The sequence below is a fragment of the Vibrio sp. AK197 genome (assembly GCF_053903115.1).
This window is the reverse complement of record NZ_CP096430.1, coordinates 575,030-598,435: the sequence shown is the minus strand read 5'-3', so window position 1 is coordinate 598,435 and position 23,406 is coordinate 575,030. Positions and strand designations below refer to the sequence as shown.

Annotated in this window: 20 protein-coding genes; 7 read left to right on the top strand and 13 right to left on the bottom strand. The window is 44.7% G+C overall.

Annotated elements, in window-relative coordinates; all coding sequences use genetic code 11:
* Positions 1-2 precede the first annotated feature (2 nt).
* The 3 genes from M1D72_RS09905 to phoB are packed head-to-tail and all read right to left on the bottom strand — an operon-like array spanning position 3 to position 2,981.
* The gene (locus M1D72_RS09905; protein WP_456297376.1) at positions 3-923 is read right to left on the bottom strand and encodes a PstS family phosphate ABC transporter substrate-binding protein; all 921 of its coding nucleotides are present in this window, start codon (positions 921-923) and stop codon (positions 3-5) included.
* Between the two features lie 48 nt (positions 924-971).
* A complete protein-coding gene (phoR, locus tag M1D72_RS09900; RefSeq protein ID WP_390191391.1) occupies positions 972-2,273 on the bottom strand; it encodes a phosphate regulon sensor histidine kinase PhoR in 1,302 nt (433 codons plus the stop codon).
* Between the two features lie 18 nt (positions 2,274-2,291).
* A complete protein-coding gene (gene phoB / locus M1D72_RS09895; protein ID WP_390191394.1) occupies positions 2,292-2,981 on the bottom strand; it encodes a phosphate regulon transcriptional regulator PhoB in 690 nt (229 codons plus the stop codon).
* A gap of 291 nt (positions 2,982-3,272) precedes the next feature.
* Between phoB and rdgC the strand changes: the two genes are divergently transcribed.
* The 3 genes from rdgC (at position 3,273) to M1D72_RS09880 (ending at position 6,023) form a co-directional block, all read left to right on the top strand.
* A complete protein-coding gene (gene rdgC / locus M1D72_RS09890) occupies positions 3,273-4,187 on the top strand; it encodes a recombination-associated protein RdgC (protein ID WP_390191395.1) in 915 nt (304 codons plus the stop codon).
* A gap of 178 nt (positions 4,188-4,365) precedes the next feature.
* Positions 4,366-5,766 carry a prephenate-dependent tRNA uridine(34) hydroxylase TrhP gene (gene trhP / locus M1D72_RS09885; protein ID WP_456296769.1) on the top strand — a complete coding sequence of 467 codons (1,401 nt, stop codon included), beginning with the start codon at positions 4,366-4,368 and terminating at the stop codon, positions 5,764-5,766.
* 2 nt (positions 5,767-5,768) lie between these two features.
* Entirely contained in the window at positions 5,769-6,023 is a 255-nt protein-coding gene (locus tag M1D72_RS09880; RefSeq protein WP_456296768.1) for a YfhL family 4Fe-4S dicluster ferredoxin, read from the top strand.
* 52 nt (positions 6,024-6,075) lie between these two features.
* On the opposite strand, the gene mepA is transcribed toward M1D72_RS09880, so the two are convergent.
* The 7 genes from mepA to queA all read right to left on the bottom strand — a co-directional run bounded on the left by mepA (position 6,076) and on the right by queA (position 13,034).
* Positions 6,076-6,939 carry a penicillin-insensitive murein endopeptidase gene (gene mepA / locus M1D72_RS09875; RefSeq protein ID WP_456296767.1) on the bottom strand — a complete coding sequence of 288 codons (864 nt, stop codon included), beginning with the start codon at positions 6,937-6,939 and terminating at the stop codon, positions 6,076-6,078.
* Between the two features lie 9 nt (positions 6,940-6,948).
* Positions 6,949-7,287 (bottom strand): DUF1904 domain-containing protein, encoded by a 339-nt coding sequence (locus tag M1D72_RS09870; protein ID WP_456296766.1) that lies wholly within the window; start codon positions 7,285-7,287, stop codon positions 6,949-6,951.
* 123 nt (positions 7,288-7,410) lie between these two features.
* Positions 7,411-8,358 (bottom strand): protein translocase subunit SecF, encoded by a 948-nt coding sequence (gene secF, locus M1D72_RS09865; RefSeq protein WP_456296765.1) that lies wholly within the window; start codon positions 8,356-8,358, stop codon positions 7,411-7,413.
* A 15-nt stretch (positions 8,359-8,373) separates the two neighbouring features.
* Positions 8,374-10,230 carry a protein translocase subunit SecD gene (gene secD, locus M1D72_RS09860; RefSeq protein WP_390191406.1) on the bottom strand — a complete coding sequence of 619 codons (1,857 nt, stop codon included), beginning with the start codon at positions 10,228-10,230 and terminating at the stop codon, positions 8,374-8,376.
* Positions 10,231-10,251: 21 nt separating this feature from the next.
* On the bottom strand, positions 10,252-10,581 hold the full coding sequence (yajC, locus tag M1D72_RS09855; RefSeq protein WP_390191407.1) for a preprotein translocase subunit YajC: 330 nt from the start codon (positions 10,579-10,581) through the stop codon (positions 10,252-10,254).
* A 117-nt stretch (positions 10,582-10,698) separates the two neighbouring features.
* Positions 10,699-11,829: a tRNA guanosine(34) transglycosylase Tgt gene (gene tgt / locus M1D72_RS09850; RefSeq protein WP_390191410.1), complete on the bottom strand. Its 1,131-nt coding sequence runs from the start codon at positions 11,827-11,829 to the stop codon at positions 10,699-10,701.
* Between the two features lie 146 nt (positions 11,830-11,975).
* Positions 11,976-13,034: a tRNA preQ1(34) S-adenosylmethionine ribosyltransferase-isomerase QueA gene (queA, locus tag M1D72_RS09845; protein ID WP_456296764.1), complete on the bottom strand. Its 1,059-nt coding sequence runs from the start codon at positions 13,032-13,034 to the stop codon at positions 11,976-11,978.
* 277 nt (positions 13,035-13,311) lie between these two features.
* Here queA and M1D72_RS09840 point away from each other — a divergent pair, with 277 nt between their 5' ends.
* The 4 genes from M1D72_RS09840 (at position 13,312) to M1D72_RS09825 (ending at position 18,606) form a co-directional block, all read left to right on the top strand.
* Positions 13,312-13,761, top strand: a complete 450-nt coding sequence (locus tag M1D72_RS09840; protein ID WP_390191416.1) for a CBS domain-containing protein — start codon at positions 13,312-13,314, stop codon at positions 13,759-13,761.
* A 241-nt stretch (positions 13,762-14,002) separates the two neighbouring features.
* Positions 14,003-15,964 carry a methyl-accepting chemotaxis protein gene (locus M1D72_RS09835; RefSeq protein ID WP_456296763.1) on the top strand — a complete coding sequence of 654 codons (1,962 nt, stop codon included), beginning with the start codon at positions 14,003-14,005 and terminating at the stop codon, positions 15,962-15,964.
* Between the two features lie 95 nt (positions 15,965-16,059).
* Complete coding sequence (locus tag M1D72_RS09830) at positions 16,060-17,220, top strand: EAL domain-containing response regulator (RefSeq protein WP_456296762.1); 1,161 nt, start codon at positions 16,060-16,062, stop codon at positions 17,218-17,220.
* Between the two features lie 9 nt (positions 17,221-17,229).
* Positions 17,230-18,606, top strand: coding sequence for a diguanylate cyclase domain-containing protein (locus M1D72_RS09825; protein WP_456296761.1), 1,377 nt, complete (start codon positions 17,230-17,232; stop codon positions 18,604-18,606).
* A gap of 38 nt (positions 18,607-18,644) precedes the next feature.
* On the opposite strand, the gene aceA is transcribed toward M1D72_RS09825, so the two are convergent.
* The 3 genes from aceA to M1D72_RS09810 all read right to left on the bottom strand — a co-directional run bounded on the left by aceA (position 18,645) and on the right by M1D72_RS09810 (position 23,210).
* Positions 18,645-19,955 carry an isocitrate lyase gene (aceA, locus tag M1D72_RS09820; protein WP_456296760.1) on the bottom strand — a complete coding sequence of 437 codons (1,311 nt, stop codon included), beginning with the start codon at positions 19,953-19,955 and terminating at the stop codon, positions 18,645-18,647.
* A 110-nt stretch (positions 19,956-20,065) separates the two neighbouring features.
* Positions 20,066-21,658, bottom strand: a complete 1,593-nt coding sequence (gene aceB / locus M1D72_RS09815; RefSeq protein WP_456297375.1) for a malate synthase A — start codon at positions 21,656-21,658, stop codon at positions 20,066-20,068.
* Positions 21,659-22,304: 646 nt separating this feature from the next.
* Positions 22,305-23,210 carry a hydrogen peroxide-inducible genes activator gene (locus M1D72_RS09810; protein ID WP_456296759.1) on the bottom strand — a complete coding sequence of 302 codons (906 nt, stop codon included), beginning with the start codon at positions 23,208-23,210 and terminating at the stop codon, positions 22,305-22,307.
* Positions 23,211-23,406 lie beyond the last annotated feature (196 nt).

Below are 23,406 nucleotides of genomic sequence, written 5' to 3'. Positions count from 1 at the left end.
GATTACTCAATGCCTACTTTACTGAGTTCTTGCTGAGCAAAGTCGCCAGACACCGACACATAACCATCCTTTTCAACCAAAGCCTGGCCTTGGTTTGAGAAGATAAACCGAATAAATTCACGCTGAATAGGCGTTAAAGGTTGATTAGGATGTTTATTCACATACACATACAGGTAGCGAGCGAGCGGGTATTCCCCTGATAAAATATGCTTGCGTGTTGGTTTTACGTATTGGTTTCCCTGCTTAGCGATAGGCAGCAATTTCACGCCAGTCACTTTATACCCAACGCCTGAGTAACCGATACTGTTTATCGACGACGCAACGGACTGCACTACTGACGCCGACCCAGGCTGTTCGTTGACGTTAGCTTTGAAATCCCCGCCACACAACGCATTTTGTTTAAAATACCCATACGTGCCGGATACCGAGTTACGGCCAAAGAGCTGCACGCTGCGTTTAGCCCACTCGAGATCAACACCCAGTTGTGACCAATGCTCAATCGGTTTGACCGCGCCGCAGCGCAGCGTGGCCGAGAATAAACCGTCCAATTGCTTAAAGTTAAGCCCTTTAATCGGGTTGTCTCGGTGAACAAAGACGCCAATGGCGTCAATCGCCACACGTAACGCCGTTGGTTTGTAGCCATGCTCACGCTCGAATGATTCAATTTCACGGTGCTTCATTGGCCGACTCATCGGGCCAAACTGCGCGGTACCTTCGGTTAGCGCTGGCGGCGCCGTTGACGACCCAGAGGCTTGCACTTGACCGTTAATACTCGGATAGAGGTGTTTAAACTCTTCAACCCATAATGTTGTCATGCCAGCTAAGGTGTCTGAACCAACACTGGTTAAGCTGCCCGAAATACCCGGCACTTTCTGGTAATCAGTTAAAAATTTAGCTTGAGCAAAAGGTGCTGAGCAAATCAGGGCGACAAGTGCCGCTGCACGACGGTGACGATACTTCAAGCCATCCCCTTATTGGTTGACGATTAAGCGACGCGGCAGTACAAATGAAAACTGACTCCCCACGCCCACTTCACTGTGAATTTCAAGGTGTGAATCATGATGGGATAGCGCATGCTTCACAATCGCTAACCCCAACCCGCTGCCTCCGGTGTCTCTTGACCGCGCTTTATCAACCCGATAAAAACGCTCGGTTAAACGATGAATATGTTGTGGCTCAATACCATCGCCGCTGTCCTTCACTTCAAGACAAGCGCCTTGCGGGCCTTTAAACCAGCGAACATGAATATTGGCACCTGAAGGCGTGTACTTGACTGCGTTATACACCAAGTTCGAGATAGCGCTACGCAGCTGATCTTCATCCGCTAAGACCTTCAATTCATCATCAATATCAAAATGAATCTGATGCTGATGTTCGCCGCTTAAGCTTATCGCCTCTTTTTCCAACACTTCAAGCATGGCCGGAACATCCACCACATCTTCCAATTCATGCATTGGTGCCGCTTCAATTTTTGACAACGTCAGAAGTTGATTCACCAAGCTGTTCATTCGGTTTAATTGTTCTGTCATCACACCATGAGCTTTGGGCCACATCGGCCCGACCACCATTTCGGGATCTTCGGTCATTTCTAAATAACCTTGCAGCACCGTCATTGGGGTACGTAATTCATGTGAGACATTAGCAAAGAAGTTGCGTCGCATGCCTTCAAGCTGCTTCACCTGAGTAACATCACGCACAACCATCAAATGTTCCCCTTCAGTATACGGAACAATTCGCAGCTCTAACGATCGTTCGACATTAAGCGGCGAGCGCATTTCCAGCGGCTGAGAGTAGTCTTGTTTGCTCAGGTACTTAATGAAATCGGGCGTGCGAATCAGGTTGGAAATTGGCTGACCTGAATCATCAGGCCAATGAAACCCAAGTAAATGTTGCGCCAAACGGTTACACCATACGATGTTACCTTCACTGCGAAACACCACGACAGCATCGGGTAAGGATTCTGCACCATTACGAAAGCGACGAATTAAGTTGGTGAGTTCTTTACGCTTGCGACGTTGACGCTGCTGCAATCGGTAGATGCCATTGAATAGATGTTCCCAGTTGCCGCTGCCTGACGGCGGTGTTAGGCGTTTTTCATCCCATAACCATGCAGAAAGGCGCACTTGATTGCTCAAGTGCCAAATCAACTGAATCACCGTTGCCGTCAGCAAAAGCCAAGGCATGTACCCGAACAACCACCCAACGATAACCCAAGGGGCGTAAAAAAAAGCCAGCCCCCAGGCCAGCTTTTTCCAAGTTAACCTTTCAACCACTTACCTCTCCATTGATGGTTAAGCTTTTGTCGAAAAACGGTAGCCTGCGCCGCGTACCGTTTGAATCAATTTATTATGTCCCGCCAATTCTAGCGCTTTGCGTAAGCGCCGAATATGAACATCAACCGTGCGATCTTCGACGTAAACATTGGTGCCCCACACATTATTCAGCAGCTGTTCACGACTGTAGACACGCTCTTGGTGAGTCATGAAGAAATGCAGCATTTTGAATTCAGTCGGCCCCATATCAAGAGGCGACTCATTTGCCGTAACGCGATGAGAGACAGGATCCAATTTCAAACCTTGCACATCAATAACATCTTCAAGTGCGGTTGGCGTTACGCGGCGAATCACGGCTTTTAAACGGGCCACCAGCTCTTTGGGTGAGAATGGCTTGGTGATGTAGTCATCGGCTCCCACTTCGAGCCCACGAACTTTATCTTCTTCTTCACCACGAGCCGTTAGCATAACAACAGGAATGTTGCGCGTTAGCTCTTCACGTTTCATGTGCTTGATAAAGTTAATCCCACTACCACCAGGTAACATCCAGTCAAGTAAAACCAGATCAGGAAAGGGTTCAGCAAGTTTGGTCACCGCGCTGTCGTAATCTTCCGCTTCGATTGCGTGATAACCTTTCTGTTCAAGAACAAAGCACAACATTTCACGGATAGGTGCTTCATCTTCAACGACCAGAATCCTTCTCGACATAATTAAGGAACCTTTTTAGTTAAGTGTTCTGAATTTCTTTCAGTTATAAGCCTTTGCCAACACTACGCATTATCACTAGCAATTATGACACTTTTGTGACCTTTGCAAACAAATTTTCATATAACTGTCGTCACGAGTACCAACAAACTTCACATCTTTTCATCAGTAATTTACCGAGTTTTTTCTGCGTTGGTAACTTTGAGTGTTAAGCCCAGAATTTGAAATTCCATTAACACATGACCGTCAAAATTGCCTATCATTGCGCTTCTGTATTTCGCTATGAGAAGAATTATGTGGTTTAAAAATTGTCTGGTATATCGTTTTAATCGCGATATTGAATTTAATGCTGAGCAACTAGAAAAGCAGTTAGAAGAATTTCGCTTTACGCCTTGTGGTAGCCAAGACAAACAAAAATTCGGTTGGGTGACCGCATTGGGTAAACACGGCGACATGATGACGCATGTGTCAGAAAACCGCATTCTTATCTGTGCCAAAAAAGAAGAGAAAATGCTGCCAGCACAGGTAATTAAAGAGTCACTCTCGACGAAAGTCGATGCTATGGAAGCAGAGGAAGGCCGCCCTCTTAAAAAAACTGAGAAAGATACGCTAAAAGAAGACATCATCATGGACTTGTTGCCACGCGCCTTTAGCCGCAGCAGCCACAGCTTTGTGTTAATTATGCCTGAACAAGGGTTTATCTTGGTGGATGCAGGCAGCTTTAAAAAAGCGGAAGAAGTCTTAGCGCTGTTGCGTAAAACCATGGGAAGTCTGCCTGTCGTTCCTGCGATTCCGGAACAAGCGATCGAAACCACCCTCACAGAGTGGGTCAAAACGGGTGATGCACCAACGGGTTTAACGCTTCAAGATGAAGCCGAACTCAAATCCTTGCTAGAAGATGGTGGTGTGATTCGCTGTAAGAATCAAGAATTGACCTGTGATGAAATTTTGAGCCACATCCATGCAGATAAAGTCGTCACCAAATTGGCTTTGAGTTGGGAAGATCGTCTAGAGTTCGTACTTACTGAAGATGGCAGCATCAAGCGCCTGAAATTCTCAGATGACATCAAAGACCAAAATGAAGATATTCCCCGTGAAGATCAAGCGGCACGCCTCGATGCCGATTTGTCTTTGATGTGTGGCGAGTTTAGCGCTTTCTTGCCGAGCTTGTATCAAGCGTTGGGTGGATTGCCTGCTCAAAGTGAATAATACCTGACCTTCTCCAAAGCCCGCCAACGCGGGCTTTTTTGTTTCTTACCGCCACAAAGCCTTAAAATTAGTCCGTGTTTAATCTGGTCAGCGGTCACGTTTTGACGTAAAATTTGCGCCCTTTCTAATCCCATTAGGTGGGATTAGCCTGACTTGAGATCAGATTAGAGATACCACAATGACAATCCAAACTCCTTTTGTGCCTGAGCTATTGTCTCCGGCAGGCAGCTTAAAAAACATGCGTTACGCGTTTGCCTATGGCGCTGATGCGGTTTACGCCGGGCAACCACGTTACAGCTTGCGTGTTCGTAACAACGAATTCAACCACGAAAACCTACAGATCGGCATCGATGAAGCCCACGCTTTAGGTAAGAAGTTTTACGTGGTGTGTAACATTCAGCCACATAACTCAAAGCTCAAAACGTTCATTCGCGACCTAAAACCTGTTGTTGATATGGGGCCAGATGCCCTGATTATGTCTGATCCAGGTCTTATCATGATGGTTCGTGAAGCCTTCCCTGATATGTCCATTCACCTGTCCGTACAAGCCAACGCGGTGAACTGGGCAACGGTAAAATTCTGGGCGGCGAATGGTGTTGAACGTGTGATTGTCTCTCGTGAACTCTCACTTGAAGAAATCGAAGAAATTCGTCAGCACTGCCCTGAAACCGAACTCGAAGTGTTCGTTCATGGTGCGCTTTGTATGGCCTATTCTGGCCGTTGCTTACTCTCAGGCTACATCAACAAGCGAGATCCAAACCAAGGAACTTGCACCAACGCGTGTCGCTGGGAATACAAAGTAGAAAAAGGCAAAGAAGACGACGCTGGTCAAATTGTTGAGCAGTTTGATCCCGCTGCAGCACAAGCGATTGAAGTACAAGAACAGCGTCCAGATAATACCATCGGCCTTGGTAAACCAAGTGATGAAGTGGTATTACTTTCAGAAAGCCATCGCCCAGAAGAAAAAATGGCGGCATTTGAAGATGAACACGGCACTTACATCATGAACTCTAAAGATTTACGTGCAATTCAACACGTAGACCGTTTGACAAAAATGGGGGTTCACTCACTTAAAATTGAAGGCCGTACCAAGTCGTTCTACTACTGTGCTCGTACTGCGCAGGTGTATCGTCAGGCAATTGATGATGCCGTTGCAGGCAAACCATTTGATGAAAGCCTAATGAGTACACTGGAAAGCCTTGCTCACCGCGGATATACCGAAGGTTTCTTACGTCGTCATACCCATGATACGTACCAAAACTACGATTACGGTTATTCCGTTTCAGACTCTCAGCAGTTTGTCGGTGAGTTTACAGGCAAGCGCCGTGGTGATTTGGCCGAAGTTGAAGTGAAGAATAAATTTTTGGTGGGTGATAGCCTTGAGTTAATGACACCAAAAGGTAACGTGATCTTCACGCTAGAAGCGATGGAGAACCGCAAATCACAAGCGGTCGATGACGCCAAAGGCAACGGCCACTTTGTGTTTATTCCTGTTCCACAAGAGTTGGACTTGGAATATGCATTATTGATGCGTAACCTCAACTTAGGTCAGGATACGCGTAACCCAACAGGCAAATAATTATGGCATTGTTGATTACCGATAAATGCACCAACTGCGATATGTGCGATCCGGAATGTCCGAATGGCGCGATCTCTATGGGTGACTCTATCTTTGAAATCGACCCTGACCTGTGTACCGAATGCAAAGGTCACTATGAAAAGCCAACGTGCCAATCGGTGTGCCCTATTAGCAAATGTATTATCACCGATCCCAATCATGTGGAAACCGAAGAGCAATTGCTTGAGAAGTTTGTGATTATTCAGGGCCTCGCTTAACGCCATCCTCACTCGTAAAAAGCGCCAGTTTCTACTGGCGCTTTTTTTATACTTAATGGGCCACTCGACTCAATAACGCTCGACACATCGCTGGCAGGGTTGGCGGTTTTCGCTTTTCCGGTTTGGCGGTCACAACTTTCGGTGGCGATTCAATCTTTGGCTTTGGTTTCCAGCTAGCAAGCTCCGCTCCACAACCATCGCCCTTAGGGGGAGGGGCTTGGTTGTGACATAAAAAATCCCCTTTCGGACAGGTTAGCCTTACATGGAAATGGTAATTATGCCCCCACCACGGTCGTACCTTACGCAGCCATAACCGCTCGCCACCGGTGGCACTTTCCTCAGCACATAATTGCTGTTTGATCACCGGATGAACGAAAATTCGCGCCACTTGAGGCTCACTGGCTGCCATTTTGATTAATTCAAAATGCTGGGGCTGCCATTTATCTGATCGCAATTGGTAAGCGGGCACATTGACGACACTGTAAGGGGTTGGAACGGCAAGTTGGTTTACACTAAGCGGTTTCGAGGCAAGGCGCAGCCAAATATCGACATCAAGCCCCGTTTGGTGACTGGAGTGTCCAGATGAAAAACGCCCCCCTTGCGCCAGTGACATATCCCCCACCAAAATTTGTACGCCAAGCTGCTGCTGGGCTTGTTTGGCCAGTTTCTCAACCAGAGCAATGGTTGAAGCATGCCCATAATAACGGTGATGTTGAGGGCGCAAAACTTGATACCCCTCGCCTTTCAAAGGCAAACGTTGAGCACCAGCTATACAGCCATTGGCGTAACCACCGATCGCTTGTAGTTTGTCATCGGACGGAGCGATCATATGCTCCCACGGCGTATCTGCCGCATGAGCAAAGCTAAACCATGACAAGGCGCCCCACACTACACTCGCGCATTTCCACCCTGCCATGTTGTCTCCTTATGAGCCGTAGTGTTGGCCATTATCGTAGTAGTCACTGCCATTTAAGGGCGTGAAAATAACCGCAACATCGAGATCACTGCCAAACACATCACGTACTTGGCGCGTTACTATCTCGGCGACCGCGTTTTTCGTCTCTTGCCCGCGGTCAAACCATAAAATTTCAACAAAAGGATAAGCTTGAGTCACTTTCCCTTCGTGATAAAACGTAGTGTAGATGTATTCAAAGGTAAAATCCTCACGTGGGCACTGCATATGCGGCTCAAGCTCATCAATGAGAGATTTAGAAAGAAGTTGAACCATTTGTGGCTCAACTGCGCGAAAACGTAGATGTGGCATGACAAGCTTCCTTTTAAATTTTTATCATTTTATTCATAGTAACAAGCACTTATTCAAAGTGCGATATTCGCAGATATAAAAAAACCGCAGCCGAGACTGCGGTTTTTTATCACCTAAATAGCATTAAGGCATTTCATCAAATTCCGCACCTTCTTTCTCCACTTGTGGAGGCATCAAGTGCTCTTTGGTGATACCCAGTTTCAATGCCAAGGCCGATGCGACATAAATAGATGAGTATGTACCGACTGTAATACCCATTAATAATGCAGCCGCAAAACCGTGGATCATCGCGCCACCTTGAGTAAACAACGCGATAACAACAAATAAGGTTGTTCCCGAAGTAATCAAGGTACGGCTTAAGGTTTGGGTGATTGAGCTGTTCATAATGTCAGCGGGTTCACCTTTGCGCATCTTGCGGAAGTTCTCACGAATCCGGTCAAAGACAACGATGGTATCATTGAGTGAGTAACCAACAACCGTGAGTAGCGCTGCGACAATCGTCAAATCGACTTCAATCTGCATTAATGAGAATACGCCTAACGTAATAATCACGTCGTGCGCCAAAGCCAACACAGCCCCGGCCGCTAAACGCCACTCAAAACGCATCGAAACATAAATCAAAATACAGATTAAAGAGACCAGAATCGCAAGGCCGCCTGCTTCTGTTAACTCATCTCCGACATTCGGCCCTACAAACTCGATACGACGCATCTCAACGTCTTTACCTGTTCCTTGGTGAATTGCCGTAATGATTTGGTTACCCAGAGTTTCCCCTGACACATCTTCACGTGGGCGCATACGGACCATAACGTCACGCGCAGAGCCAAAGTTTTGTACCGTTGCATCGCCAAAACCTTCAATTTCCAGCGCACTACGAATATCTTCAAGCTGAGCAGGTTGGTCAAAGCGCACTTCAATCAGAGTACCACCTGTAAAGTCCAACCCCCAGTTCAACCACTTCGTGGAAAGGGTAAAGATCGAAGCGGCAATCATCAGGATTGAGAAGAAGAAGGCAAACTTAGACCAACGCATAAAGTCGATCATTTTGCCCGGTTTTAGAATCTGAAACATAATAAATTCCTAGCCTTAGATCGACAGTTTATCGACGCGCTTACCGCCATACATCAAGTTCACCACACAACGGGTGCCGATAATAGCGGTAAACATGGAAGTAAGAATACCGATAGACAGAGTCACGGCGAAGCCTTTAATCGCGCCAGTGCCCACAGCAAATAGAATGATTGCCGTGATTAATGTGGTGATGTTGGCATCCGCAATGGTACTAAAGGCGTTCGCATAACCTTGATGAATCGCTTGTTGTGGATTGCGCCCATCACGAAGCTCTTCACGAATCCGCTCAAAGATCAGTACGTTAGCATCCACCGCCATACCGACGGTCAAAACAATACCGGCAATACCTGGTAGCGTCATCGTCGCGCCGGGAATCATCGACATCACACCAATAATCAACACTAAGTTCGCGACCAGTGCCATATTGGCAATCAAACCAAATTTACGGTAGTACAGCAGCGTAAACAGCATAACTGCGACCATGCCCCAAACACACGCTTGAATACCCATATCAATGTTTTGCTGACCCATTGAAGGACCAATAGTACGCTCTTCAACAATCGAGATAGGCGCAATCAATGCACCCGCGCGTAGCAGCAAGGCTAAGTTATGCGCTTCAGCAACAGAATCGATCCCCGTGATGCGGAAGTTGCGTCCCAGCGCCGATTGAATCGTGGCTTGGTTGATCACTTCTTCATGCTTGGTAAGAATGACTTTACCTTCTTTGGTGCGCTTACCACTGTCTTTGTACTCAGCAAATACGGTTGCCATAAGCTTGCCAATGTTCTTTTTAGAGAACGCTGACATCTTGCTACCACCTTCGCTATCGAGCGAGATGTTCACTTGTGGGCGACCATATTCATCGGTACTGGAGCTGGCATCGGTAATGCTTGAACCACCAAGAATCACGCGTTTTTTCAGCACAACAGGGCGCCCATCGCGATCTTGCTTGATTTCACTACCGGCTGGCGCTCGGCCACTGGCGGCCGCAGACAGATCCGCTTTAGAATCGACTTCGCGGAACTCAAGCGTTGCGGTCGCACCCAAAATTTCTTTCGCGCGCGCCGTGTCTTGAACACCAGGCAGCTCAACCACAATACGGCTCGCACCTTGACGCTGAACCAATGGCTCAGCAACACCAAGCTCGTTAACACGGTTACGTAAAATCGTAATATTTTGCTCAACGGCGTAGTTACGAATTTCTTGCAAACGCTCTTCAGTAAAGTTGGCGACTAACGCCGCACGTCCACCAGCGCTGGATTCAACAAACGTCATATCGCGATGTTTATCGACCAGAATGTCTTTGGCTTGCTCCATTTGTTCACGATTGCGAAGCACAATTTCAACCGCATCAGAGCCAGACGGACGAATGGCACGATAGCGAATACGTTCATCACGCAATTCAGAACGAAACGCTTCTTCTTGCTGGCTAACCAATTTTTCCATCGCAGCATCCATGTCCACTTCCATCAAGAAATGCACACCACCACGAAGGTCAAGACCCAGCTTCATCGGCGCGGCGCCGACAGATTCAAGCCAGTTAGGAGTAGAAGGCGCTAAATTTAAAGCAACAATTGTATCTTGGCCCAGTGCTTCACTGATGACGTCACGCGCACTGATTTGAGTGTCTGTATCGTTAAAGCGGACAAGAATCGATCCATTTTCGAGAGCAATGGATTTATGAGAAAGGCTCTTTTCATCAAGAGCTTGGGTGACAGCATCCAGCGTTGACATATCTACAGAGGCGCCACGCGCCCCTGTAACTTGAATAGCCGGATCTTCACCGTATAGATTTGGAAGTGCATAAAGTGCAGCAATGGCGATGGCAAACACCACCATCAAATACTTCCACAATGGATAACGGTTTAGCACAGCGAGGATCCTCTAGCTGTTTTATAGAGATTTAAGTGTACCTTTAGGCAGCACGGCAGTAACAAAATCTTTCTTAACGACGATTTCGTTATTTGGGTTTAGCTCAATGCTTAGGTAGTCATTGTCTTCTGCAATTTTAGTGATTTTACCCACTAAGCCACCCGTAGTGAGCACTTCATCACCTTTAGCCATGGAAGCCATTAGGTTTTTATGCTCTTTAACGCGTTTTGCTTGAGGACGGTAAATCATGAAGTAGAAGATCACAGCGAACATCGCCAACATGATCAACATTTCAAAACCACCACCAGGTGCAGCACCCTCAGCCGCTGCATGAGCTTGAGAAATAAACATTAAAACATCCTCTATTATTTATTGATAATCCAACAAGTTGGGGAGAAGCACGTTGCTTTCAATCGTCAGTGTATCGATTAGAGATCGAACTCTCAAAAATAACGTGCTATCGATTAATTATTTGCCAAGAGGTGGCACTTCACGGCCACGACGAGCATAAAATTCAGTCACAAATTCATCGAAACGGTCTTCATCAATCGCTTGACGAATGCCTTCCATCACGCGTTGGTAGTAACGCAGGTTATGGATGGTATTCAAGCGCGCGCCAAGAATTTCATTACAACGATCCAAATGATGAAGATACGACTTCGAATAATTCTGGCAAGTGTAACAGTCACAGTGCGGATCCAAAGGTGAAGTATCGGTTTTATGTGTCGCATTACGGATCTTGATCACACCCCCTGTCACAAACAGATGACCATTACGCGCATTACGGGTTGGCATCACACAATCAAACATGTCAATACCACGGCGCACCCCTTCAACGAGATCTTCTGGTTTGCCCACGCCCATAAGGTAACGCGGCTTATCTTCAGGAAGCTGAGGACAAGTATGTTCAAGAATGCGGTGCATGTCTTCTTTTGGTTCACCGACAGCCAGTCCGCCGACTGCGTAACCGTCAAAGTCTATTTCAGTTAGGCCTTTTACCGAAATATCACGTAAGTCTTCGTATACGCCACCTTGAACAATTCCGAACAAGTTATTTGGGTTTTCCAATTTGTCGAAATGATCACGTGAGCGTTGTGCCCAGCGCAAAGACATCTCCATCGATTTTTTTGCTTCATCATGAGTGGCTGGGTACGGCGTACACTCATCAAAAATCATCACGATGTCAGAGCCTAAATCTTTTTGGATTTCCATCGATTTCTCGGCATCCATAAAGATTTTGTCACCATTGACTGGATTACGGAAATGCACACCTTCTTCAGTGATCTTACGAATATCACCGAGACTAAAAACTTGGAAACCGCCTGAGTCCGTCAAAATAGGACCTTGCCAATTCATAAAATCATGCAAGTCGCCGTGCATTTTCATCACTTCTTGACCAGGACGCAACCAAAGGTGGAAGGTATTTCCCAAAAGAATTTCAGCACCTGTGCCTTTGACTTCTTCTGGTGTCATGCCTTTCACCGTACCGTAAGTACCAACAGGCATAAACGCTGGCGTTTGCACTGTGCCGCGTTCAAACTTTAACTGGCCGCGACGTGCATTGCCGTCTTTTTTATTTAATGTAAATTGTAACTTCACGAAGCCTCCGTGTCAGAGAAACAGTCTGACAGTCTATTTAGTGGGTAGTGAGCCCATGAAGAGCGGTCGCCAATTCCATGCGAAAAAAGGAGTGTCCTTTTTCTAGCCTACTGCTAGCACTCGATATCTCTACGCGATAACGCTGACTAAGCAGCTGTTGTCTGCTTATTAATAAACATCGCATCACCATAACTAAAGAAGCGATATTGTTGCTCCACGGCATGATGATAAGCCGCCATGGTGTGATCATAGCCAGCAAATGCACTAACCAACATAATCAAAGTTGATTCTGGCAAATGAAAATTGGTAATTAAACAATCAACCAATTGGTATTCATAACCGGGGTAAATAAAGATTTCGGTATCGTCAAAAAAGGGTTGTAAATCGGCCCCTTGTTGCTTCGCATGTTGCGCCGCACTTTCTAAGGAACGCACGGATGTCGTCCCCACCGCGATAATGCGCCCACCGCGTGCTTTCGTCGCGTGAATAGCGTCCACCACCTCTTGTGAGACTTCAACATATTCAGCATGCATGTGATGGTCGTTAATGTTCTCAACGCGTACCGGTTGGAAAGTGCCCGCACCCACGTGTAGCGTCACGTAAGCAAATTCGACACCTTTGGCTTTGATTTGTTCAAGTAAGGCATCATCAAAATGCAATCCGGCAGTCGGGGCGGCGACAGCACCTGGTTTTTGGTTGTATACCGTTTGATAGCGCTCTTTATCTGCATCTTCATCAGGACGGTCGATATAAGGCGGAAGCGGCATGTGACCAACTTCATTGAGAATATCTAATACTGCTTTATCACTGGTAAATCGCAGTTCAAATAGCGCATCGTGACGAGCCACCATTTGCGCTTCATATTCATCATTTTCGCCAAGCAGAATCATCGAGCCTGGTTTAGGTGACTTTGAACATCGAACGTGCGCCAAAATCGAATGCTCATCAAGCATACGCTCGACCAGCACTTCCAATTTTCCGCCTGAAGCTTTACGACCAAACAAACGCGCTGGGATCACTCGCGTGTTGTTAAATACCATTAAGTCACCCGGCTGAACTTGATTCAATACGTCTTTGAAGGTGCCATCCGTGAGCGACCCGGTGTTGCCATCAAGCTGTAATAATCGACTCGCAGTTCTTTCTGGTTGCGGGTAGCGGGCTATGAGCTCATCAGGGAGATCAAAATGAAAATCGGATACTTGCATGGTATTCATCTTGTTTGGTTACAACGGATTGGCTTTTCTTCACATGAAGGGCCGTGGTTTCGCGATGCTTTTCGCAGCCGACTAGTATAGGCACGCCGCATACAATAGCAAGAATCGGCCACAGATTTATTGTAAGCGAAAGGAAAATTGACCCACCTCAATCAAGGCGGGTTTATCCATATCATTGCCCGTAAAAACGAACTAAGTCCCAACTTTGCTCGGTGTGCGAAGCTATATTAAGAATAAATAAAAACATAAAGAAGCACAGGAGTCTGCCATGATCAAAATTGAAGACATGATGACCCGTCATCCACACACGCTCTTGCGGTCAAACACCCTTGAAGATGCCAAAGCAAGTATGAATAAGCTCGATATTCGCCACATTCCGATTATTGATGCCGATAAAAAACTGCTCGGCATCGTCACCCATCGTGACGTTCTTGCCGCTCAAGAATCTAGCCTGCATAAGGTGCCAAATAATCAAGAGTACACACTAAGTACGCCCCTTGGTGATGTAATGCGTTCAAAAATCATGACCGTCACGCCACGTGCGGGGTTAAAAGAGAGTGCGCTGTATATGCAAAAGCACAAAATTGGCTGCTTACCCGTCGTCGAGCATGGTGAGTTAGTCGGTATCATTACTGACAGTGACTTTGTCGCTATTGCGATTAATTTGTTGGAATTACAGGAAGAAGTGGAACCTGAAGAAAATATTTCCGATTTCTAACCCCAAGGCTGCCACCACTGTAGCAGCCTTCCTCTTTATCTGGCAGAAATACCGTCAGCGGCTGTCAGGTATGCCTGATCTTGCCATCAGAAATCACGCTAATCCGACCAGTTTTATCTCACAACAAAAACCATTAAATTTCAATAACTTAAAATACTTTAGACTTAAGATCATTTTGGTGAACCCGCGCTAGCAGGATAATATTCGGTCATAAATTTCATCACCGAGATATTTTGTCACGATGCTAAATAAAATTTCGAAAGTTTCGTATAAGCTCTATCTAATTTTGGGGGTCACTACGTTAGTCACCTTACTGATCGTAGCGATTTCATGGATGGGTATTCGCTCAATCCAAAGTGGTTTTGATCAATTTCGTCAGATTAACCGCAATGCATTAACGGCAACCGATGTTCAAGAAAGCTTACTGATGACTCGAACTCTTGCTCTGACCTTTCGCGCCACGCACTCTGAGCAAGATTATCAAGCAGCTCAGCACCAGTTAGCACAAACACACGAGCAACTTGCACAATTGATCCTCGAGACCAGCGAGCAAAACCTCAAACGTGTCTTTACCCAAGTGGAGCAAGATACCAACGCCTACAGTGATAATCTGACGCAAGTTGAAAACCTCATGACGCAACGTGATCAACTGGTGAATCAGCAGCTCAGATTAACCGAGGCCATGAAACAAACGTTGATCGATTTAAAAAACAGCGCAGAGGCATCAGATAGCGTTCAGATCAGTAAGGTCATTGCGACAGAAATGCACTTTAACCAAGCTATCCAGCAACTCACCAATTACCTGCTGGATAATAGTGAGGTCAACTTCACGACGTTTAATGCGCAAATCGCTACGCTCAACGCCACGCCTTTACCCTCTGACCGCCGCAACAGTGTGCAAACTCGTCTTAAACAACAATTTGAACATGACTTAGAAACGCTGGAATCAATCACGGAACAGATTCATAACACCATCATCCAACGCAACAAGATTTGGAATATCGAGCTAGCAAAACTTGGCCGCTCAATTAGTGACCAGTTGCAACAAATTAAATCCGATGCCTTTCATACTCAAGCAACCCTAGCCAACCATGTCGAGTCCGTGGCCGATAAAGCGCTTACGACGGTGATCTTGGCTTGGCTTATCTCCATGCCGATGATTTTGGTTTTGTGCCACTTGATCACCAAAAGCCTGACCAAGCCGATTTCTCAGGCAAAAGCCAAGATCGAAAATATGGCACGTGGCCACTTTGTGCAAACCGCACTTCGCGTAGAGGGCAATGATGAAGTTGCCGCGATGCAGGTATCACTGGAACAAATGGAGAAAAAGTTTTTTGAGACCATTCAAGAGATCACTCAATGCAGTGATCTGCTAGCGTCTGCTTCTGAAGAGCTTTCCTCAATTAATGGTGAGGTATTGCGTGGCGCGCTCAATCAGCAACAAGAGACGGATCAAGTTGCGACAGCAATGAACGAGATGTCTGCGGCCATTAGTGAGGTCGCACAAGGTGCAAACAACGCATCACGTGAAGCCGAGGCCGCGACTTCTCAAGCCGACAACGGAAATCATGTCATGCACAATGCAATGACGAAAGTCAGCTCATTGGCATCACAAATGGGCGATCTGAGCGCCGAAATCTCGACCCTAAAATCCGGAACAGAGGAAGTGGGCAATGTTATGAGTGTGATTCAAAAGATTGCAGAACAAACCAACTTATTAGCACTTAACGCCGCAATTGAAGCCGCGCGAGCTGGTGAGCAAGGACGTGGCTTTGCGGTTGTTGCTGATGAAGTGCGTCAGTTAGCACAGCAAACACAAAAGGCCGTTGAGCAGATCGAAGGTCAAATCGCAACGCTTCAACACAATACCGCGCAAGTGGTGGAATCCATTGATGCCAGCCAACTGATTTTGCAGCAAACCGTCGAACAAGCCGAATCCGCCAAATCCTCCTTTGAGGTCATTACTCACAGTGTAACGGAAACCAACAACCTCAACACCCAAATTGCAGCTGCCACCGAAGAACAAAGCGCAACGGCAGAAATGATCAGCGAAAGCATTACCAGTGTGCGAGATAACGTCGACCAAACCGTGAACATGATCAATGACAGCAATCAGGCGTCAGAAGAGCTCGCCAAAATGGCTACATCACTGTCTGATATGACGAGTTTCTTTAACTTAGACGTTGCCAAAAACACCAATTAAAAATAAATCAGAGAAGACGCCTGAATAATTAAGGCCTCTTCTCTATATCACTCATCGTGGATTACAACGTTCAAAATTTTAATAACGAGAATTTTATGACTGCACTTACTGTGCTTATTTTAGATGACCAGCCAATCACTCTAAATATGGTCAGCCTAATACTTAAAAAAAACAACGTCACTGACATTTACTGTTGTCACCAAGCAACACAGGCTTTAGATATTATAAAGAACAATCATATTGACCTTGTTCTGAGCGATCTCATTATGCCGAATATGGACGGCATTGAATTTATAAACAACTTATCCCGTTTAGATTACCAAGGGCAAATTGCGATTATGAGCAGTGCGAAAAGTGATATTGTTTCGGTGGCCAATCATTTATGCAAACTACTCCATATAAAAACCGATTACGTGGTAAAAAAACCGATTAGCCAACAGCAAATAGAAGACATTATTTTCGATATGCGAGCTAAAAATCAGAAAAAAATAGACAGTGATACACTTCTTCCTTCACTCACGATTAAAGATCTTTTGTTTGGTCTAGAAAATAGACAAATCTCTACTTACTACCAACCTCAAGTGAGTTTTGATAATAGAGAAATCATTGGTGTCGAGGCACTTGCTCGCTGGAATCACCCTGAGCATGGTCTTATTTATCCGAATATTTTTATTCCTATGATTGAAGCTCATCATTTAGAAAAAGAGCTCTTTGATGTTGTACTTGACCAAATACTGCGTGACATTAGCCTTGGGTTAATCCCATACAATGTTTCCGTGAACTTAACTCAAATTGATTTAGAAGATCCAGACTTCACCGATAAATTAATAAAAATTTGTAAATTTTATAATGTAGAACATTCCAAGTTAACATTGGAATTGTCTGAACATGGTATTTACAGTGATTCTGTTGACTTAGTAACTAATATCTCTCGATTAAGGCTAAATAACTTTGGTATCTCTATCGATGATTTTGGCATCGGTAAAACCTCATATTTTCAATTATCTAAAATCCCGGTTACTGAAATAAAAATAGATCGTAGTTTTATTAGTGACTGCTTTAACGATGAGACGAGTAAATCAATCGTTAAGTCGATTTGCATGTTATCCAAAGAGCTTAATGTAAAGCTTGTGGCTGAAGGTGTAGAAGATGAAGTCACTTGGAACCTACTCAAAGACTATGGCGTTGATATCTGCCAAGGCTACTTTACTGGAAAGCCAATGCCGCTTGAGAAAATACAAGAAATTTCATATTAAGGATATACGATGAAAACGATCATCACATCCATTGTAAAAGGAATATTAATCGCGATTATTTTATACTCATCGCTTTCATACCTATTTATAAAAAATATCTTAAAACAAGAAACATCAAAGTATAATGAGATCATAAGTACTATTGAAATCTATAAGCAAAAGATTGTGTCTCTGGCTTTACTCAGCGAGTCAGAGACATCAAAACCTGTCTTTGCAAAGAGAAATAACCCTAGCAATAGAAAGATCTATAAGAAATCACTTTATAATGAGGAGTTAACCGCTCAAGAAGACATCATTGTCGAACTGATGCAACTTGCTCAACATTATACGCCGAGGCTTTTTTCATCGAGTTATACCTTTATGTATTACCGTTCTTATGAAGGTAAAAGTTATTTATTAAACCAAGAAGTCAAAGACTTTCCTATTTCCGAGTCTTTATTTAACCACGAACGTTGTGATGCACATGAAACTTGCTCAATTTATGCGAAGAATGACCAATTAGAAGACCGTGTTATCGTTTCGCCTGTTTATAGAGACTTCTTAACAAACAAGCGAATCATATCAATATCCTCTCCTGTTTACGCTTTTAATTCAGAAAACATTTTAGGAGATTTTGTTGTCGACATTACCCTTCCCGAGTCATTTGCAGATAAACATCGGTTTTTTACGTATCGAGATAATCACTATAAATACAATATTATAGAAACGGAAAAGTGGAAGTTTGAAAATTATTTTTATTCGATTGAACGGTTTATTGATAATAAGACTAAGTTTATCTATAAAATATCATTAAGCAGCCTACTTATTAAAAACTCGTGGTTACTATTGGTCTTTATCATTCTCTTTTCTATCATACTTTGGAAATGGGATGAATCAAAGTTTCACAAAAGTAAGTTTTATGCTGCTGAAAAAACCTCTAGCCATGACGAACTCACCGATCTTTATAATCGTAAGATTTTTAGAGATCACGACTTCATCACTCGCGTAGCATCAGAAGGTGCAAGTATTATTGCCATCGATGGTAATCGTATCAAAAAAATCAACGATACCTATGGGCACGCGACTGGAGACAAAGCGATCAAGCTCATTGCTGAAAAAATGAAGCTGACATTTCGCAAAACCGATTACCTGATTCGTTGTGGAGGTGACGAATTTATCGCGGTATTGCCTGGCTGTGATTTACAGAAAGCCAGTAATTTAACGGAAGAGCTAAGATATCAAATCGCCACTCAACCAATTACCAAAAAAGACGATATTAGAGTGACAATTAGCGCGGGGATTGTCATGAAAAGTGGCTATGAAAATATTCAAGAAGCGATAGTCCGCGCAGATGAAGTGTTATATCAAGATAAACTCAACCATAGGCACAGTGATCGGCCGGAATAAACCAAGCCCCCGTACTCGGGGGCTAAGTAAATGTTGATTTAAAACTGGTCCTCTTCTGTTGACCCTGTTAATGCCGTCACTGATGATTGCCCTCCCTGAATGGTGTTGGTCATCTTATCAAAATAACCGGTTCCCACTTCTTGCTGATGCGCCACAAAGGTATACCCTTGCTCCGCCGCCTCAAACTCAGGACGCTGCACTTTCTCTACATAATGGCGCATTCCTTCCCCTTGAGCATAAGCATGTGCAAGATCAAACATGTTGAACCACATATTGTGAATACCGGCCAAGGTAATGAATTGATATTTATACCCCATGTCAGACAATTCCTGCTGGAATTTAGCAATGGTGTCGGCATCAAGGTTTTTCTCCCAATTAAAAGATGGGGAACAGTTATAAGCCAACAACTGATCTGGATACTGTGCATGAATCGCCTCTGCGAATTTACGCGCTTCTTCCAAACAAGGTTTCGCTGTTTCACACCATACGAGGTCAGCATAAGGTGCATACGCCAAGCCACGAGCAATCGCTTGGTCAATACCAGCACGCACACGATAGAATCCTTCGCTAGTGCGCTCTCCGACAATAAAATCTTTGTCATACGGATCGCAATCCGATGTTAATAGGTCCGCTGCATTCGCATCAGTGCGCGCAATCACTAATGTGGTCGTGCCCGCGACATCTGCCGCTAAGCGCGCCGCCACCAACTTTTGTACCGCCTCTTGGGTAGGAACCAATACTTTTCCTCCCATATGGCCACACTTTTTCACCGATGCGAGTTGGTCTTCAAAGTGAACCCCAGACGCACCGGCCTCAATCATCGATTTCATTAACTCATAGGCATTCAGTACACCCCCAAATCCCGCTTCAGCGTCGGCAACAATCGGTAAAAAATAATCAACACCGTTTTCATCTTGTGGCGTTACGCCTGAAGACCATTGAATTTGGTCAGCGCGGCGAAAGGCATTATTAATACGCTTTACCACTGAAGGGACAGAATCAACAGGGTACAATGATTGATCTGGATACATGGTTGATGCGGTATTGTTATCCGCTGCCACTTGCCAACCTGATAAATAAATCGCTTCGATGCCAGCCTTAGCTTGCTGGACGGCCTGCCCGCCAGTGAGTGCACCGAGGCAGTTTACATACCCTTTTGTTGCTTGGCCGTTAACCAAGGACCAAAGCTTATCTGCCCCTCGCTGAGCAAGGGTGTTGGCAGGAATGACCGAACCACGTAGTGCAACAACTTCTTCTGCACTGTATGGTCGTTTAACCTGTTTCCAGCGTGGATTAGTGGCCCAGTCTTTCTCTAAAGCTTCAATTTGTTGGCGGCGAGTTAATGTCATGGTCTTTCCCTCTTATAGATTCGCGCAAGCGCGGTCGATTCTTATGAGGCTGTACTTCCCTATCAGCCTTAAATAGTTCACGTTATTGGTTGTTGGGTGGGACGGGTTAGTTACTCCAAATAGTCGTAACCAGGTAGTGTTAAAAAGTCGCATAAGTCGTCACTGGTCGTCAGTTGGCTCATCAGTGCAGCCGCTTGGTCAAATCGGCCTTGATCAAAACGTTCCCCTCCAAGCTCCTGCTTCACGACTTCAATTTCCTGCTGTAGATAGCGTTCAAACAGTGATTTAGTCACCACTTCACCGTTATCCAGCGTCTTTTGGTGTTGAATCCATTGCCAAATAGAGGCTCTTGAGATCTCTGCAGTCGCAGCATCTTCCATCAATCCATAGATAGGCACACAGCCATTACCCGAAATCCACGCCTCAATATATTGCAAAGCAACACGGATGTTGTGCCTCATACCAGCTTCGGTCCTTTCACCGTCGCACGCTTCCAGCAGCTGGCTCGACTCAATGGGTGAATCCTCTTCTCGCATCACATCCAACTGATTTTTTCGGTCACCAAGGACTTCATCAAACACTGCCTTAGCGGTATCGGCTAAGGCAGGATGAGCAACCCAGGTGCCATCATGTCCATTGGTGGCTTCAAGTAATTTGTCATGATGTATTTTGTCGAGCACTTGCTGGTTTTGTTGTGGGTCTTTGGCAGGAATAAACGCAGCCATGCCTCCCATGGCAAAAGCACCACGGCGATGACACGTTTTGATTAACAATCGGGAATAAGCGCTGAGAAAAGGTTTCTCCATGGTCACCACTTGTCGATCGGGCAACACACGATCAGGATGATTTTTTAACGTTTTGATATAGCTAAAAATATAATCCCAACGTCCACAATTTAAGCCAACAATATGCTCTTTGAGAGCAAACAGAATTTCATCCATTTCAAATACTGCAGGGAGCGTTTCTATCAATACTGTGGCTTTAATTGTGCCAACATCTAAACCAAAATATTCCTCGGTTAAGTGGAAAACGTCACTCCACCATTGTGCTTCTCGATGGGACTGGAGTTTTGGCAGATAAAAATAAGGCCCAGAGCCTTTTTTAAGCAGCGCATCATAGTTGTTAATAAAATACAGCGCAAAATCAAACAGTGAGCCAGGAATCTCATAGCCCTCAAAGGTGACATGCTTTTCTTTTAGATGCAGGCCCCTGACTCGGCAAATGAGCACCGCAGGATCAGAACGGAGTTGATAGCGCTTCCCGGATTGAGGATTGGTGTATTCGATAGTGCCATTGATCGCATCACGTAAATTAATCTGCCCATCTAACACTTGGGTCCAGCCTGGCGACATCGAATCTTCAAAGTCCGCCATAAAGACTTTAACGTTCGCATTCAGTGCATTAATCACCATTTTTCGGTCGGTTGGACCCGTAATTTCGACGCGTCGGTCTTGCAGGTCGTGAGGAATACTTTGGATTTTCCAACTTCCTTCGCGTATTTCACGCGTATGTTCAAGAAAATGAGGCAGTTGTCCACGGTCTATTCTCTGCTGAAAAACGTCACGTTCGGCCATCAATGCTTCAAGGCTAGGGATAAACCGCTCACACAAATGCGCCAAGAAAGTTTGCGCCTCAGTAGAAAAAATCCCTTGTTGCTGTGAAGAGATCGGCGCATTGATTTTCAGTTTATTCAGCGCGTTCATTGGTGGTGTTTCATACAATGGGGTGACGGTTTCTTTTAAAGGGGCAAGCATAGTCTCATCCTTGATCACGTTATTTTGATTAGGCTCATCACCGACAATTACATTTGTAACTATAAAACTACTTATCTCGCTAAAAACATAATGCCGACCAGACCAAAACATATAAATTATTGGTTGTTCTTCACTCTTCTCGACAACGACCAAAATGTTCAAAAAGTGTTTAATTAACTTATAACAACAAGCCAAATCATGAAATGGGCAAGACTTAAAAACAGAAAATTCAAAGTTTTATTCGGTCAGTGGTGAATGGATAACGCTCACCCCAAAGATGTAATGATTTACGTAATAAAATTACAGTAAAATTGGATAAGTAAAATAGAGTGATTGAACTGTGATTCACAGAGGAATGAACATTCCGTCGATATATGACGGGGCTTAAAACCCAAAAAGCCTACGCAAAATACGCAGGCTTTGGTTCCCTATTGTAAAATTGACAGTGTGAAGTTTCATAATTTAATGAAACCTTCACTCGAATTTTTTGTGTAAAATTTTACAAGTCAAAAAACACCAACAGAATAAAAAACCATAAATACAATAAAATAAAACAGTAACCAGCATAAAAAGCTAGCGCCATTACTTATAAAATTCACAATAGCTCGGCAACAAGCTCTGAAAGCCGTTCAAACGTACTGATTTTTGATGAACTTGGGCGCCAAACGAGACCAATATTTCGATAAGCCTTATGCCCTGGCGGATCCACCACTACCAAGTTTTGATTGTCGAGCAAACCATGATCGATCGCCATTTGCGGAATAAACGTGGTTCCCAAACCATTGGCCACCATTTGCACCAGAGTGTGTAGGCTGGTTGCGGTAAATGGATTGATCTTTTCTTTCCCCGTGAGTTCGCATGCAGAAACTGCGTGATCGGTTAAACAATGCTCTCTTTCCAACAAAAAAACAGATTCATCAGGTAAGTCATCATATTTAATGGGTACACGGATATGATTGGCTTGATCACGGCTGATGATCATCCTAAATGGATCTCTCCCAACAATTTGACTCTGCATTCCCTCGATATCGACAGGCAAAGCCAAGATCAAGACATCTAGCTCACCATGCTTAAGCGCGTCGAGAAGATTGGTGGTCGTATCTTCTCGTAACAGGAGGTGAAGTTTAGGAAAACGCATATTCACTTCTTGAACCATATCCCCCAACAAAAAGGGAGCAATGGTCGGAATACAGCCGACTTTCAATTGACCGCTCATATGACTTTCTTGGCAAACTCGACCAAGCTCAACGATGTCTTGCCCTTTGGCAAGTAGCTCTCGCCCTTGCTGGACCACAAGTTCGCCAGCATGAGTGAAAACCAACGGGCTTTTTTTGTCTAATTTTTCATACAAGGGGCAACCAATCAGCGCTTCGAGATTTTGAATCCCCTTACTTAGGGTTGATTGACTGACGTAACAACGACTGGCTGCTTCACTAAAATGTCGCGTTTCATACAGGGTCACAAGATAATGTAACTGCTTCAAACTTGGCCATTTATTCATAATATTTGTTCTTTCTGAGCATTAAATTGATGCGTCTTTATACTTAGTTCTTTTATCGCTTTTTTCGATTAGCTTAATCTATTTATTTCGCTTTTTTCTATACTACAGTCTGTACTATAGTTTGTCCCGTACAACACGAACTGAGCTCTCCATATAGGATTTTGAGCTCGGGAATTTATTATTGATTTAGGAGCAA

Coding starts and splice junctions, on each gene's coding strand:
- phoB (WP_390191394.1), bottom strand. CDS start 2,981: ATGTCGAGAAGGATTCTGGTCGTTGAAGATGAAGCACCTATCCGTGAA.
- rdgC (WP_390191395.1), top strand. CDS start 3,273: ATGTGGTTTAAAAATTGTCTGGTATATCGTTTTAATCGCGATATTGAA.
- trhP (WP_456296769.1), top strand. CDS start 4,366: ATGACAATCCAAACTCCTTTTGTGCCTGAGCTATTGTCTCCGGCAGGC.
- M1D72_RS09880 (WP_456296768.1), top strand. CDS start 5,769: ATGGCATTGTTGATTACCGATAAATGCACCAACTGCGATATGTGCGAT.
- mepA (WP_456296767.1), bottom strand. CDS start 6,939: ATGGCAGGGTGGAAATGCGCGAGTGTAGTGTGGGGCGCCTTGTCATGG.
- M1D72_RS09870 (WP_456296766.1), bottom strand. CDS start 7,287: ATGCCACATCTACGTTTTCGCGCAGTTGAGCCACAAATGGTTCAACTT.
- secF (WP_456296765.1), bottom strand. CDS start 8,358: ATGTTTCAGATTCTAAAACCGGGCAAAATGATCGACTTTATGCGTTGG.
- yajC (WP_390191407.1), bottom strand. CDS start 10,581: ATGTTTATTTCTCAAGCTCATGCAGCGGCTGAGGGTGCTGCACCTGGT.
- queA (WP_456296764.1), bottom strand. CDS start 13,034: ATGCAAGTATCCGATTTTCATTTTGATCTCCCTGATGAGCTCATAGCC.
- M1D72_RS09840 (WP_390191416.1), top strand. CDS start 13,312: ATGATCAAAATTGAAGACATGATGACCCGTCATCCACACACGCTCTTG.
- M1D72_RS09835 (WP_456296763.1), top strand. CDS start 14,003: ATGCTAAATAAAATTTCGAAAGTTTCGTATAAGCTCTATCTAATTTTG.
- M1D72_RS09830 (WP_456296762.1), top strand. CDS start 16,060: ATGACTGCACTTACTGTGCTTATTTTAGATGACCAGCCAATCACTCTA.
- M1D72_RS09825 (WP_456296761.1), top strand. CDS start 17,230: ATGAAAACGATCATCACATCCATTGTAAAAGGAATATTAATCGCGATT.
- aceA (WP_456296760.1), bottom strand. CDS start 19,955: ATGACATTAACTCGCCGCCAACAAATTGAAGCTTTAGAGAAAGACTGG.
- aceB (WP_456297375.1), bottom strand. CDS start 21,658: ATGAACGCGCTGAATAAACTGAAAATCAATGCGCCGATCTCTTCACAG.
- M1D72_RS09810 (WP_456296759.1), bottom strand. CDS start 23,210: ATGAATAAATGGCCAAGTTTGAAGCAGTTACATTATCTTGTGACCCTG.